Raw genomic sequence first — 14,722 nt, 5'->3', positions numbered from 1 at the left:
CCATGTTGGCTCCCCTGATCGATGACAAACAAAAAATCACGCTGATTGAAGAGAGCGGCGTACAGTTTCTGGATTTTGGCCTGCGCATCGCCGCAGGTCAGGCGCGCCGCCAGTTTGTGCGCCAGACGGCGAATGGTCCGCTGCTGCGCCTGAACGTTGACGGCAACAGCGGCAAGTTTCTGCTCTATCCGCAGGACGGCGGCGCGCCGGAAGTGGTGCGTCCGGAATCGGACGTGGCGCTGGCCGACTCGCTGACGCTGCTGGCTGACTGCTGGCTGCCGCTGCCGATGCTGCGCTGCGCCAGCGGCCGTCGTTTTATCGGCGGCCCGGAAAACTGGGCGCGTCTGCGCCTCACGGCGCTGGCGCAGCCCGATGCGGCGGGCAATACCCATCGCGTGACGCTGGCATTCGATACCCGCTGCGTAGCGGAAGAGGATGGCGGCGAGCAGCTCGGCCTCACCTCCGCCGACGCGCAAAACGGCGTGACCTTTTCTCTCGCCTGGCATAACTATGAGCTGGGCGAGTTTCTCGATCATATCTGGGTCGACGGCTGGCTGCGCGAGGCATTCAGCGACCGCGTCGGCGATCGCCGCGAACAGGCAATCGCGCAGGCGCTGCGCGAGTTTGAGTATCAGGCGCACTACCTCAACCTGCTGGAGCTGCTCGGCGAGCAGCTCAACCTCAGCGATATCCATCTCCAGGCCGCCACCCAGCAGACGCCCGCGGTTAATGTCGACATTATTCTCGACGTCGGCAACTCGCATACCTGCGGCATTCTGGTGGAAGATCATCCCGAAGAGAGCAATGGCCTGAAACAGACATACGAATTGCAGCTTCGCGACCTCTCGCAGCCGCATCAGGTCTACAACGAACTGTTCGACAGCCGCCTGGAGTTCGCAGAAACCCATTTCGGCAAGGCGAGCTTTTCGCTACAGAGCGGCCGCGAAAACGCCTTTATGTGGCCGTCGCTGACGCGCGTCGGCCGCGAAGCGAGCCGCCTGGCGCTGCAGCGCGCCGGTCTTGACGGCAGCACCGGCATCTCCAGCCCGCGCCGCTATCTGTGGGACGAGGCGCGCTATCAGCCAGGCTGGCGCTTTAACCAGCCGCACGGCGCGAACGAGCCTCAGGCCAACGCCGCGCCCTTCACTTTTCTGCTCAATGATGAAGGCGAGCCGCTGCACGCGCTCTCCGCCGACGACCGCCTGCCGGTTTTTTCCGCGCACTACAGCCGCAGCTCGCTGATGACCTTTATGCTGTGCGAACTGCTGGCACAGGCGCTGATGCAGATGAACAGCGCGGCCCAGCGTCAGCGTATGCCGCAGAGCCACGCGCCGCGTCAGCTGCGCCACGTCATTCTTACCCTGCCGTCGGCAATGCCGAAGCCGGAGCGCGAGATTTTCCGTCGCCGCATGCAGCAGGCGATCGCGCTGGTGTGGAAAGCGGAAGGCTGGCACGCCGCCGACGAGCCGTTCGACGCCGATGCGCCGCCAGCATGCCGCAAGCCGGTGCCGGACGTGCAGATGGAGTGGGACGAAGCGACCTGCGGCCAGATGGTATGGTTGTTTAACGAAACCCAGGTCAATTTCGCCGGCCGCGCGCAGGATTTCTTCAGCAGCACCGCGCGCCCGGATCGGCCGCGCGAAACGGATGAAGTGCCGGGCAAAAGCCTGCGCATCGCCTCGATCGATATCGGCGGCGGCACCACCGATCTGGCGATCACCCACTACCGTCTCGATGATGGCCAGGGCAATAACGTCAAAATTACTCCGCGCCTGCTGTTCCGCGAGGGATTCAAGGTCGCGGGCGACGATATTCTGCTGGACGTCATTCAGCTCTGGATCCTGCCCGCTCTGCAGCAGAGCCTGCAAAAGGCGGGCCTCGCCCTTGCCGAGCCGCTGCTGAACAAGCTGTTCGGCCATGACGGCCGCCTCGACGGTCAGGCCACGCTGCGCCAGCAGGCGACGCTGCAGCTGTTTATTCCGCTGGCGCAGGCGGTGCTGGAGCGGTATGAGAACTGGGACCCGCTGGAGAGCCATGCGGAGATCAACGCCCTGTTCGGCGAACTGGTGGCCAGCCCGCCGGCCGACGCGGTGCTCGCCTTTATCAACGGCGAAATCCAGCGTGCGCTGGGCGCTGGCAGCGGTTTCGATCTGCTTGAAGTGCCGCTGATCGTCAGCCTGGCGCAGCTGCACGCCGAGTTTATGCAGCACCGCATGGCGATTATTCCGGCGCTGCGTTCGATGTGCGAGGTGGTGTCGCTCTATCAGTGCGACGTGCTGCTGCTCACCGGTCGGCCGTCGCGCTTCCCCGGCATTCAGGCGCTGGTGCGCCATCTGCAGCCGCTGCCGGGCAGCCGCATTCTGTCGCTGGAGGGCTATCACACCAGCGACTGGTATCCCTTCAACAAACATGGTCGTATTGATAACCCGAAATCCACCGCGGCGGTCGGCGCGATGCTCTGCCTGCTGGCGCTGGATCTGCGTCTGAACAGCTTCTGGTTCCGCGCGGGCGATTTCGAACCCTACTCAACCATTCGCTACCTCGGCGTGCTCGACGAGAACCAGGCGTTGACCGACGATAACCTTTGCTACAGCGATATCGATCTCGACGATCAGGGTTTCGCACTGGATCGTAAGAGCAGCTTCCGTATTCGCGGCAACGTCTGTCTTGGCTTCCGCCAGCTGGATAATGCCCGCTGGCCCGCTTCGCCGCTCTACAGCCTGACGCTGAACGACGCCCAGCTGGCGCGTAAAGTCGCCGGGGAGAGCGTGCTGCGCGTGAAGCTGGCGGTAGCGCCGGGCCCGACGCTACCCGGCCCGGAGCGTCTGGTGCTGAGCGACGCGCGTCTGGACGACGGCACGCGCGTGCCGCTTGAACAGCTGAGCCTGAAGCTTAATACTCTCTCGCCGACGGGCAACGCCAACGCCCAGTACTGGATTGACAGCGGAAGCCTTTGTAAACGATGAGAACTGTAAAGCCCCGCCAGCCGCAAACGCTGGCAAAACGTCTTGGCCTGCTGCAGGAGGCGCTCAACGCCAGCCTGGAGTGGGTTGCCGAACACCGCGACGCGTCGCCGCGTCTGGCGCTGGAAGCGGACACCTTTACGCGCCAGCTGCGCCGCGCCCGCGCCCAGAGCGATGCGCTGGCCCAGCAGGTGGCGCGCCCGGTTACGCTGGCGCTGTTCGGCCAGTCACAGGCGGGCAAAGCCTGGCTGCTGAACGAAATGGTCGCCGACGCGCAGGGCCAGATGCTGACGCGCCTCGGCGAAAAGACGCTGAACGTTTTTCAGCAGATCAACCCCGGCAATCTCGATTTTGCCGCCGCGACCCGCTACTGCCACCAGCGCGAAGCGCTCTCCAGCGAATGGCCGGTAGAGCTGGCGCTGCTGAGCGAGGCGGAAATTGTACGTCTGGTGCTGAGCTGCCGCGGCGAAGCGCCGCAGCCGGAAAGCACGCATCTCGATCAGCAGCTGCAGCGCCTGCAGCGTCAGCGCCTCACTACGCCGGTCGGCGGACTCGACAGCGACGCGCTGGTCACGCTCTGGGCCTGGAGCCGCCGTCACCGCTGTCACGACGCGCGGCTCGATCGCCATTTCTGGCCGCAGGCGGTAGAGCTTGCCCCCGCGCTCAGCGTGGACGATCGGGTACAGCTTTTTGCGCTGCTGTGGCCGACCCAGCCGGAGCTGAGCGAGGCGCTGCGCGCGCTGCTGCATTTACGCCATCAGCTGCGCAGCGCCAGCCGCGTGCTGGCGCCGCTCAGCCTGCTGGTCGACGACGCGCTGCTGCCGAGCGAGCAGCTGATCGCGCACGCCAGCGAGCAGGATCGCCAGATGAAGGTGGAAGTCTGCCCGCTTAACGGCAACCGCATCGGCAAGCCGCAGCAGGTGCCGCTCGGCTGGCTGGCGCTGCTGACGCTGGAGCTGGTGCTTCCTCTGAGCTCGACGCCGCGCACCGCCCTCTATGACGACGCCGATATGCTGGATCTGCCTGCGCCCGGCGCGCCCGCCGATGCGGCGGCGCTGGAGGAGCGCCAGCGGCTGGAACAGCAGGATCCGCTGCGCGCACGGCTGCTGGAACAGAAACGCGCCCTGCTGCCCGGCCTCTACGCCGCGCGCCAGGGGATCGATTTAATGCTGGTCTGTACCGCCGCCAGCCAGCGGCAGGATGCCGATCTCGCCAGCCGCGCCCTGCGCGAATGGCAGCTGCATCAGCCGCCGCGGGAAAGCGGCGAAAAGCCGCGCCTGATTTGGGCGATTACCCCTTACGATGCGCGTCATCAGCAGATCAACGTGGATGAGGCGGTGCAGCGCCAGATCGGCCAGCCCGGCCAGCGCTGGGGCTCAATGCTGGCGCTCGATCGCGCCGGCGTTGATCGGATGGCGGAGTGGCTTCAGGAAGAGATGCAGCCGGATGCGCGCCGCGACAGGCTGCTGACAGAGCTGCGCGACCTGCAGCACAGCGTGCTGGAACGTCGCCTGCTGCCCTGGACCGAAGCCGACGCCAGCCCTGAGCAGGCCGCGCGCAAACAGACCATCGCCGATTCGCTGCTGAAATGTCTGCAGCACCGCACCGGCCTGCACGGCGAACTGCTGGAGCGGCTGCAGCCGCCGCGGGAAGCGCTGCGTCAGCTCTGGCTCAGCCAGCATGACGCGCCCGCCACCGCCGCCGCGATCCGCACAGAGGCGCCGGCACAGCACTTCGGCGTCGGATTTGAATTCGATCTCTTTAGCGATACGCCGCTGGCGGAGCCTGCGAGCGTGCCGCATCACGTCAGCGCCGCCGGTCAGAGTTTTGCCCGTCAGGTGATGGCGCTGTGGCTCGATCATCTGCGCGAACTGCCGGAGAACCGCAGCCTGCTGACGTTGCTGAATGTGGATCGCGTTACGCTGGAGTGGCTGGTAGAGGAGTTGATTGTTGCCAGCTTCCGTCTCGATATGCTGACTTCGCTGGAGCAGGCGCTGCATGAACCGGAAAACCCGTCCGTTAGCCATGAATCGCGCGCCGATCGCCAGGTGTCCCGCGCGATGACGGTGCTGGGTGATTTTGTCGCCTGGCTGGGTTTTTTACAGCGCGACGACGCCGAGCGGCCGCCGAGCCGCGTCAATCGCGGTCAGCCTGTTTTTGCGCGTCCGCCCGCGCCGAGCGTCAACTTTTCCGCCGGGCAGCGTCTGACGCGCTTATCCGCCGCGCCGGCCAACCATACCGCCTACTATATTTATGACTGGCTGGTGGGCCTGAATTCGGTGATCCTCGAGAACAACGGGTACGCCGGTGGCCGCGATGTCACGCCTGCGGCGCGCGAGGCTCTGGCCGCCATCCTTAACACGCTGCGCAGCTAATCCCGCTTCAGGCGCAGGTCGCCGTCCAGCGCCTGCGCCGCCTCTTCCAGCAGTTCCAGCACGGCGGCGAATTCGTCGCTCTTTTCCAGGCCCGCCGCATGGCGCAGATGAATACGCGCCGGCAGCGCCATGCCGCCGGTCAGCCAGTCCCACAGCGCGTCGAGATTATTGCCGAAGGCGAACGGGCAATGGCTCTGCTGCGCCAGCGTCTGATAGAGCGCGTCGCGATTCGGCAGGCGATGAAAATCGAGCGTAATCTTCAGCATCTTCAGGGCACCTGCTTAAAGCTGCGGTAATGATCGGTAGTGATATAGACCAGGCCGTCTGAGGAGTAGACCAGCCGGTCCGCCTCGCGATGACCGCAGCGATAGTTGACGTCCGCCTCATACCATAAGCGTCCGCTGCGCTGCGGCAGGCGCTTTTCACGGTTGCCAAAGCGATCGCCGCCGATCGCCTTGCCCGGCAGCGCCTCGCACAGGTTGCCTTTGGCTGGATCCCAGCCGAGGCGGCGCGCGTCGTTTTTGCTGATGTAATAGGCTGGCAGCTGCTGATGTTGCAGCAGGTAACGCGCCACGGTGCGCGCATCCGTCAGCGAGGTGATATCGCTGGCGTTTGATGAAGGCAAAGAATTCAGATGGGGTTTAAAACCGGCCCAGGCGGCCGCAAGCACGATAACCAGTGCAATCCAGAGTTTTTTCGACATGATGGCATCCCAGACAACAGGACGCTGATGATACCAGCTTTAACGTTGAGATGCAGCGCGGGCCAGCAATGCTGGCCCTGCGGGGATCACTGCATCGCTTGCATCTGCGCCCCATGGCGACGCCATGCGCCTGGCGCGACGCCATACTGACGTTTAAAGCTGCGGTTGAAGGATTGCTGCGAGTCGAAGCCCAGCGAAATCGCTACGTTGAGGATAGGCTCGTTGGTGGTGGTCAGACGATCCGCGGATTTTTTCAGTTTCTTGATGCGAATGTACTCACCCAGCGGGTAGCCGGTGTGCTCTTTAAACATACGCTGCAGGTGCCATTTGGAATAGCCTGCGCGCTCCGATACGGTGTCCAGATCCAGACGTGCTTCGATGTTGTTATCAATCCAGTCGATTAGATCGTGAATAAATGCGTCGCTCATCATCCCATTTTCTCCCGTCGCCGTTGCGAACAGTATCAGTATCAGTTGCAATTACACTTTAAGGGTGACTGACTTTGCCATTTAATGCAAGTTGGATTGATACATTAAATGCCGCACTCGCCGTAAGGTCATTCTCCGCCCCGCCACGCCTGCGCACTGCATCAACCAAAACCGCACATAAAGTGTATCAGATATTCTTGCAGTTGCTGGATACCCGAGCCTACACTCCTCGCGATAAATTGCAATCTTAAAAGTTGCAAATATTGGCCCGCCCTTGTGGGCTCTTTTCTAACGCTATGCGGAATAACAATAATGAACAGACAAACGAAGTGGGTTCGTCAGGGTTCAACCCTTCTGGGCGCGGTGCTGCTAAGCAGCATACTCAGCGGATGTGACAAAGGCGTGGCGCAAAACGCCCCGCCGCCGCCCCCTCAGGTCAGCGTCGCCGATGTGGTGGTGAAACCGGTCAGCCAGTGGGACAGCTTTAACGGGCGCATCGAGGCGGTACAGAGCGTCCAGCTGCGTCCGCGCGTCTCCGGCTATATCGACGCCGTGAACTACCGTGAAGGCGACGAAGTAAAAAAAGGCCAGGTGCTGTTCACTATCGATGATCGCACCTACCGCGCCGCGCTGGAGCAGGCGAAAGCCGAACTGGCGCGCGCCCGCAGTCAGGCCGCGCTGGCGCGCAGCGAATCGGCGCGTACCGAAAAGCTGATCGGCACTCAGGCGATTTCACGCGAGCAGTGGGAGCAGCGTCGCTCTGCCGCCAGCCAGGCGCAGGCGGACATGCTCTCCGCTGAAGCGGCCGTGGATATGGCGCAGCTCAATCTTGACTTTACCCGCGTGACCGCGCCGATCGACGGACGCGCCAGCCGCGCCATGATCACCACCGGCAACCTGGTGACCGCCGGCGACAGCGCCAGCGTGCTTACCACGCTGGTGTCGCAGGATCGCATGTATGTCTACTTCGATGTCGATGAAACCACCTTCCTTCATTACCAGGCGATGGCGCGTCAGGGAGAGCAGCGCGGGTCGCTGCCGGTCGAGATCGGCCTGGCGGGCGAAAACGGCTATCCGCACCGCGGCATGGTCGATTTTACCGACAACCAGCTTACCGCCAGCACCGGTACCATCCGCATGCGCGCCCAGCTCGATAACCGCCAGCGTCAGTTTACGCCCGGCCTCTTCTCTCGCGTACGCCTGCCGGGCAGCGCACAGTTCCAGGCGTTGCTGATTGACGATAAAGCGGTGCTCACCGACCAGGACCGCAAATATGTCTATGTGGTGGACAAAGACGGCAAGGCGCAGCGCCGCGATATTCAGCCCGGCGCGATGGCTGAAGGTTTGCGCATTGTGAAAAGCGGACTGCAGTCGGGCGATCGGGTGATTGTCGACGGGCTGCAAAAAGTGTTTATGCCCGGAATGCCGGTAACGGCACAGCAGGTCGCGATGCGCGCGGCTAACGCCAACTAACTGAGGCTACTGCCGCTATGGACTTCTCCCGCTTTTTTATCGACCGGCCGATATTCGCCGCCGTTTTGTCGATTTTGATTTTTGTGACCGGCCTGATCGCCATTCCGCTGCTGCCGATCAGCGAATATCCGGACGTCGTGCCGCCCAGCGTGCAGGTGCGCGCTGAATATCCCGGCGCGAATCCGAAGGTGATCGCCGATTCCGTGGCGACGCCGCTGGAAGAGGCGATCAACGGCGTTGAAAATATGATGTATATGAAGTCGGTGGCCGGTTCCGACGGCGTGCTGGTGACCACCGTCACCTTCCGCCCGGGCACCGATCCCGATCAGGCGCAGGTGCAGGTGCAGAACCGCGTCGCGCAGGCAGAAGCGCGTCTGCCGGAAGATGTGCGCCGCCTCGGTATCACCACCCAGAAGATGTCGCCGACGCTGACGCTGGTGGTGCATATGTTCTCGCCGCACGGCAAGTATGACTCGCTCTACCTGCGCAACTACGCCACGCTGAAGGTGAAGGATGAGCTGGCACGCCTGCCGGGCGTCGGCCAGATCCAGATCTTCGGCGCGGGCGAATATGCGATGCGCGTCTGGCTCGATCCTAATAAAGTGGCCGCGCGCGGCCTGACCGCCGCCGACGTGGTAACGGCGATGCAGGAGCAGAACGTGCAGGTTTCGGCTGGTCAGCTCGGCGCTGAGCCGCTGAAAAAGCAGTCTGACTTTCTGTTATCCATCAATACCGCGGGCCGCCTCGAAAACGAGCAGCAGTTCGGCAATATCATTCTGAAAACCTCAAGCGACGGCTCGCTGGTGCGGTTGCGCGACGTGGCGCGCATTGAGATGGGTTCCGGCAGCTACGCGCTGCGTTCGCAGCTCAATAATAAAGATGCGGTCGGTATCGGTATTTTCCAGGCGCCCGGCGCAAACGCCATCGATCTCTCTAACGCGGTACGCGCCAAAATGAACGAGCTGGCGACGCGTTTCCCGGATGATGTGCAGTGGGCCGCGCCTTACGACCCGACGGTGTTCGTGCGCGACTCTATCAGCGCGGTAGTGCATACGCTGCTGGAAGCGGTCGCCCTGGTGGTTCTGGTGGTGATCCTGTTTCTGCAGACCTGGCGCGCCTCGATTATTCCGCTGCTGGCGGTACCGGTCTCGGTGGTCGGCACCTTTAGCGTGCTCTATCTGCTCGGCTTTTCGCTCAATACTCTGAGCCTGTTCGGGCTGGTGCTGGCTATCGGTATTGTGGTGGATGACGCGATCGTGGTGGTGGAGAACGTCGAGCGTAATATCGCGCTGGGCCTCTCGCCACAGGCGGCGGCGCATCAGGCGATGCGCGAGGTCTCCGGGCCGATTATCGCTATCGCGCTGGTGCTGTGCGCGGTGTTTGTGCCGATGGCGTTTCTCTCTGGCGTTACCGGTCAGTTCTATAAGCAGTTCGCGGTGACCATCGCCATCTCGACGGTGATCTCCGCCATTAACTCGCTGACGCTCTCGCCTGCGCTGGCGGCAAAGCTGCTGAAAGACCACCACGCGCCGAAAGATATTCCAACGCGCATTATCGATCGCCTGCTCGGCTGGCTGTTCCGTCCGTTTAACCGCTTCTTTAACAGCAGCGCGCACGGTTACGAAGGGCTGGTCGGCAAAACGCTGCGTCGACGCGGCGCGGTCTTCGGCGTCTATGTGCTGCTGCTGGCGGGCGCAGCCTTTATGTTCCACGCCGTGCCGGGCGGGTTTATCCCGACGCAGGATAAGCTCTACCTGATCGGCGGCGTGAAAATGCCGGAAGGCTCATCGCTGGAACGTACCGACGAGATGATCCGCAAGATGAGCGAAATCGGTATGAACACCGAAGGCGTCGCCTACTCCGTCGCCTTCCCCGGCCTGAATGCGCTGCAGTTCACCAACACGCCGAATACCGGTACGGTGTTCTTCGGCCTGAAGCCGTTCAACGAGCGTAAGCACAGCGCGGCGGAGATCAACGCTGAAATCAACGCGAAAATCTCTCAGCTGCAGCAAGGGTTCGGCTTCTCAATTATGCCGCCGCCGATTCTGGGTCTCGGCCAGGGCTCGGGCTATTCGCTCTACGTGCAGGATCGCGCGGGTCTGGGCTACGGCGCGCTGCAGACGGCAATCAATACCCTTTCCGGCGCGGTCATGCAGACCCCAGGCATGCACTATCCGATCTCCTCTTACCAGGCGAACGTGCCGCAGCTGGATGTGCAGGTCGATCGCGATAAAGCCAAGGCGCAGGGCGTGTCGCTGACCGATCTCTTCAGTACGCTGCAAACCTATCTCGGCTCCTCGTATGTTAACGACTTCAACCGTTTTGGCCGCACCTGGCGCGTGATGGCGCAGGCGGACGGTGAATTCCGCGACAGCGTGGAAGATATCGCCAACCTGCGCACCCGCAACGATCGCGGCGAAATGGTACCGGTCGGCAGCATGGTGCATATCACCACCACTTACGGCCCCGATCCGGTGATCCGCTATAACGGCTATCCGGCGGCGGATCTGATTGGCGATGCCGACCCGCGCGTACTCTCTTCCGCGCAGGCGATGACCCAGCTGGAAGCGATGTCCAGTCAGCTGTTGCCGAATGGCATGAATATCGAGTGGACCGATCTGAGCTATCAGCAGGCGACACAGGGCAATACTGCCTTTATCGTCTTCCCGGTGGCGGTGCTGCTCGCGTTCCTGGTGCTGGCCGCGCTCTATGAGAGCTGGACGCTGCCGCTGGCGGTGATCCTGATTGTGCCGGTGACGATGCTGTCGGCGCTGGTCGGCGTCTGGCTGACGGGCGGCGATAACAACGTCTTCGTACAGGTCGGCCTGGTGGTGCTGATGGGGCTGGCGTGTAAGAACGCCATTCTTATCGTGGAGTTCGCCCGGGAGCTGGAGATGCAGGGCAAAGGCATCGTGGAGGCGGCGCTGGAAGCCTGTCGCCTGCGTCTGCGCCCTATTGTGATGACCTCTATCGCCTTTATCGCCGGTACCGTGCCGCTGATTCTGGGCGAAGGCGCGGGCGCCGAGGTGCGCGGCGTTACCGGTATTACCGTGTTCGCCGGGATGCTGGGCGTCACCCTGTTCGGCCTGTTCCTGACCCCGGTGTTTTACGTGACGTTGCGTAAACTGGTGACGCGCAAAGCGCCGAAAGAAACCTTGCAGACCGCGTAATGAATAAAGGGCGGTCCCTGGATCGCCCTTTATCTCTCTTACAGCGCAGAAATAAAAAAAGCCGCTTCGCGGCTTTTAATCATTTTGCGTGGTAAGTCTTTTTATTACGACTTAGGACGCGTCAGGAAAACCAGGGTGCCGATGATAATATCGCCCACCACCCAGAGAATACCTAGCATCATCGCTCCCATGCCCGCGCCCAAAGCAGCCCCGGCTCGCTCAGCTTCAGAAGCCGCATTGTTGACTACCTCTCCGCTTGCCCCCAGCCCTTTGAAAACGGCATAGATCATAAAAATATTGAAGACAATAAAGAGTATCTTCACGATCTTTCCAAACAGGGACCGCTTTGGCTTTTTAACCTGGTGTCCGCAGGATGGACATTTAAACGCTGAATCGCTGATTCGCGCAGTGCATTCCGGGCAGTTGATTAACGCCATTTCTCTCTCCTTAGAAACTAATAATCAGCCGGAAAAATACTCTTATCCTGAATTATCAATCGAATAAAAAACCCGCCATTTAGACGGGTTCTTTTGCTATAGCGCCAGATTCAGCGGATTCTGGCCGCAGGGCATCGCCTGTGACAGGCATAAAAAAAGCCGCATCAGCGGCTTTTTTTACAGAGGTCCTCTATCGCACCCGGCTCAAGTACCGCTGCACACTCGGTTTCATTGCCTTTTTTTAGCTCTTCGAGCGCGTCGGCAACGGTGCGTTTTTCCAGAACGTCCAGCGACGCCTGTTCGGCCTCATCCGCAATGGATTTAAAGTACCAGCAGAGATTGGCGCTGACCAGGCAGCGCGGCGCGACGTCTGGACGCGACGCCCAGAGCTTTTTGTCTTCAATCACTGAGGTGTAAATATCGCGCAGCGTGATTTCGCTGGCCGGACGACCTAAATGGATCGAACCGGTGCGGCCAAGCGTCGAGACAATAATGCCGTCGCGGGTTAGCGGAACCATTAGCTTACGGATGAAACTGGGGTTCGCTTCAAGGCCGTATGCCAGAATGGCGCTGGTCGAGCGTTTACCCATTTGCTCCGCCATCGCTACGCTAAGAACCATTTGCAAAGCTGTCGGGAAGCGGTAATCAAGCATTTCTTTATCCTGAGTTGCGGTGCATCTTATTGTTTTATTGCCGCGTAAGTGAACATTCAGTGAGCAATAAATATAACAAACACTGTTGCTTTTTAGAAGCAAGGCTACTGCGCCAGGGCACGTATTCATTAAAACCCGGCTGCCGACAGCACAAGCTGTTCAGCCCGCGGCGCAGCGGCTTTCGCCCTGCCCTTAACGCGGCTCTGCCGCTGCCGACGGCAGTCGCTGTTTAAGCGCCATAACCAGCGCGACGTTAAGCAGCGCCAGCGCGCAAAGCATCCACAGCGTAGCGGAAGCGCCGAGCGTTTCAAACAGATAACCGCCCGCCACCGGCGTCAGCGCCTGACCGATAAGCGCCGGACGCGCCATACGACCAACAACAACGGCATACGCCTCCGGTTTGACCATCGCCAGCGGTAAAGTTCCCCGCACAATAGCGCGCAAACCATTTCCCGCGCCGTAGAGCACCATGCTGAGCAGCGCAAACTGCGGGAATAACGCCAGCGCCAGCAAACCGAGCGCCACCAGTCCCACCGAGAAAAACGCCGTCCAGATGGGATGGCCGCGCTTAAACAGAATATCCACTACCCGCGATCCTACCTGGCAAGGCCCGAGTATGGCGCTGATCCCCAGCGCAGAGGCCAGCGTATAACCGCTCGCCTGCAGCAAAGCGATCAGCTGTACTGAGATAGCCGTCATGATCACCGAGGCCAGCGTGAAAATAGCGCATAACAGCCAGAACAGCGACGGCGCGATATCGCTCTGCTGCGCACGCGCGGCTGGCGCTCTCGGTTTCAGAGCCAGAGACTTATCTGGCAGTGCGTAAAAATAGGCCGGTAACACCAGCAGCAGCATCATTGCGGCAATAGCGAAACAGGCGTCGCGCCAGCCAAGCAGATGAATAAGCAACGCAGTGCCGGGCCAGACCAGCGTGGTGCAAAACCCAGAGATAAGCGTAATGCTGGTAATTGCGCTGCGCGCCTGCCCGCCGTAGCGCGTACCCAGCGTGGCAAACAGCGCATCGTAAAGCCCCATCGCCATACCGACGCCAGTAATCGTCCAGGCGCCAAGAAACAGCGGCAGCGAGTGGCTTAAACCCATGATAACGAGTCCGGCCGCCATCACCGCCCCGCTCAGCGCCAGCAGCATGCGGCCGCCGGTACGCGCGATAATGCGTCCACTGAGCGGCGCCAGCAGGCCGGAAACCAGAATGCCGGTCGAGAGCGCGCCATAGACCCACTGCTGCGACCAGCCGGTTTCGGCGACGATGGGGGCCGCCATCACGGCCATCAGATAAAACGAACCGCCCCACGAGAGTATCTGCACCAGTCCCAGCACCACCACCGCCAGCACGCCGGGTTTATTCTGTTGATTCACATCCATCACCGTTTTGTACAGGTAGCGGCTTTTATAACATGTTATGACATAACGAAAAAACCGAAACGGCGCTCTGCGGCCTGCTTTTCCTGTCAGGCTGGCAGACTGCACTGTCTTGATAATATTCTCTATATGTATGTTGTAACTATTTAAGCAAATTGCAGAACGGGTCACTCTCTGCCACATTAAGGTATGTTGTAACTATGGAGACGAATAATGCGTTACGACCTGATTTCTGACCTGCATGACTGCGCCAATAGCCTCGAACGTTCGCTGGGCGAGTTACGCGAGATGATTATGGCGCAGCCGCTCTTGATCGCGCGGGTGTTCTCGCTGCCGCCAGTCGAAAAAGGCCACGAACATGACGCAGTGACCGAAATTGCCGTTGAACAGCATCTGGGCGAAGCCGCGCGCGAGATGGCGCTGGCGCACTTCTGTCGGCTTTTTATGCAGCATCAGTCCGAGAAACTGAGTACCAAAGCCGCCGTCCGCCTGCCCGGTGCCATCTGCATCGAAGCAGAAGGCGAACGCGAAGCCGCCCTCACCGCTCAAATCGCGCAGGTGAATCAATACAAGGCGCGGCTGGAGCAGATCATCACGGTGGAGTCTGGCCTGCCGAGCGAGGCGCGGTTTGAGTTCGTGCATCAGCATCTGCGCGGCCTGATTACGCTCAACGCCTATCGCGCTATTACCCTGCTGCAGGCGCCGGACAGCCTGCGTTTCGGCTGGGCCAACAAGCACGTCATTAAAAACGTGAAGCGAGAAGAGATTATCGCGCAGCTGGAGAAGAGTCTGAGCGCTAACCGCGCGCAGGCTCCCTGGACGCGCGAACAGTGGGCGGAAAAAGTGCAGGATGAGCTGGAGAGCGTCCGCGCCCTGCCCGCCACCGCGCGGCTGAAGATAAAACGCCCGGTAAAAGTGCAGCCTATCGCACGCGTCTGGCGCGCCGAGGAGAAAAAGCAGACCCAGCTCGCCTGCCCGTCGCCGATTATCGTGCTCTGCCGCGACCGCACTCAGGTGCCGGTGCTGGGAGAGTTGCTGAACTACAACGCGGATAACGTACAGCATCGCTATAAGCCAGCGGCGGAGCCGCTCAACCTGCTGATCCCGCGCCTGCATCTGTGGGTCGACTGCCCGATATAA

The 14,722-nt window shown here is 61.2% G+C and carries 11 protein-coding genes; 5 read left to right on the top strand and 6 right to left on the bottom strand.

From position 1 onward, the window contains the following. The first annotated feature begins 2 nt into the window (after positions 1 to 2). Together D7S44_RS04855 and D7S44_RS04850 are read left to right on the top strand one after the other, a co-directional pair. A complete protein-coding gene (locus D7S44_RS04855; protein WP_120452517.1) occupies positions 3 to 2,966 on the top strand; it encodes a virulence factor SrfB in 2,964 nt (987 codons plus the stop codon). After that, a complete protein-coding gene (locus tag D7S44_RS04850) occupies positions 2,963 to 5,338 on the top strand; it encodes a virulence factor SrfC family protein (protein WP_120452515.1) in 2,376 nt (791 codons plus the stop codon). The genes D7S44_RS04855 and D7S44_RS04850 overlap by 4 nt, the downstream gene beginning before the upstream one ends. Here D7S44_RS04850 and D7S44_RS04845 read toward each other — a convergent pair. From D7S44_RS04845 to D7S44_RS04835, 3 genes are all read right to left on the bottom strand, one after another. Then, the gene (locus tag D7S44_RS04845) at positions 5,335 to 5,604 is read right to left on the bottom strand and encodes a barstar family protein (RefSeq protein ID WP_120452514.1); all 270 of its coding nucleotides are present in this window, start codon (positions 5,602 to 5,604) and stop codon (positions 5,335 to 5,337) included. The genes D7S44_RS04850 and D7S44_RS04845 overlap by 4 nt on opposite strands. Before the next feature lie 2 nt (positions 5,605 to 5,606). Next, positions 5,607 to 6,041, bottom strand: coding sequence for a ribonuclease domain-containing protein (locus D7S44_RS04840; protein ID WP_120452512.1), 435 nt, complete (start codon positions 6,039 to 6,041; stop codon positions 5,607 to 5,609). 86 nt (positions 6,042 to 6,127) lie between these two features. Continuing rightward, a complete protein-coding gene (locus D7S44_RS04835; protein ID WP_033747323.1) occupies positions 6,128 to 6,472 on the bottom strand; it encodes a helix-turn-helix domain-containing protein in 345 nt (114 codons plus the stop codon). A gap of 309 nt (positions 6,473 to 6,781) precedes the next feature. Between D7S44_RS04835 and D7S44_RS04830 the strand changes: the two genes are divergently transcribed. After that, complete coding sequence (locus D7S44_RS04830) at positions 6,782 to 7,942, top strand: efflux RND transporter periplasmic adaptor subunit (protein ID WP_120452510.1); 1,161 nt, start codon at positions 6,782 to 6,784, stop codon at positions 7,940 to 7,942. A gap of 17 nt (positions 7,943 to 7,959) precedes the next feature. Beyond that, entirely contained in the window at positions 7,960 to 11,112 is a 3,153-nt protein-coding gene (gene oqxB, locus D7S44_RS04825) for a multidrug efflux RND transporter permease subunit OqxB (RefSeq protein ID WP_120452509.1), read from the top strand. Positions 11,113 to 11,216: 104 nt separating this feature from the next. On the opposite strand, the gene D7S44_RS04820 is transcribed toward oqxB, so the two are convergent. From D7S44_RS04820 to D7S44_RS04810, 3 genes are all read right to left on the bottom strand, one after another. Then, positions 11,217 to 11,549 carry a hypothetical protein gene (locus D7S44_RS04820; protein WP_120452507.1) on the bottom strand — a complete coding sequence of 111 codons (333 nt, stop codon included), beginning with the start codon at positions 11,547 to 11,549 and terminating at the stop codon, positions 11,217 to 11,219. 164 nt (positions 11,550 to 11,713) lie between these two features. Beyond that, a complete protein-coding gene (locus D7S44_RS04815; RefSeq protein WP_120452505.1) occupies positions 11,714 to 12,202 on the bottom strand; it encodes an RrF2 family transcriptional regulator in 489 nt (162 codons plus the stop codon). Between the two features lie 192 nt (positions 12,203 to 12,394). Further along, complete coding sequence (locus D7S44_RS04810; protein WP_120452883.1) at positions 12,395 to 13,579, bottom strand: MFS transporter; 1,185 nt, start codon at positions 13,577 to 13,579, stop codon at positions 12,395 to 12,397. A 213-nt stretch (positions 13,580 to 13,792) separates the two neighbouring features. Here D7S44_RS04810 and tus point away from each other — a divergent pair, with 213 nt between their 5' ends. Next, positions 13,793 to 14,722, top strand: coding sequence for a DNA replication terminus site-binding protein (gene tus, locus D7S44_RS04805; RefSeq protein WP_120452503.1), 930 nt, complete (start codon positions 13,793 to 13,795; stop codon positions 14,720 to 14,722).

It is taken from the genome of Pantoea piersonii (assembly GCF_003612015.1).
In the GTDB taxonomy this organism is placed as follows: Bacteria; Pseudomonadota; Gammaproteobacteria; order Enterobacterales; family Enterobacteriaceae; genus Pantoea; species Pantoea piersonii.
Note: the sequence above shows the minus strand (reverse complement) of the source record. Positions and strands in the feature narration are given on the sequence as shown.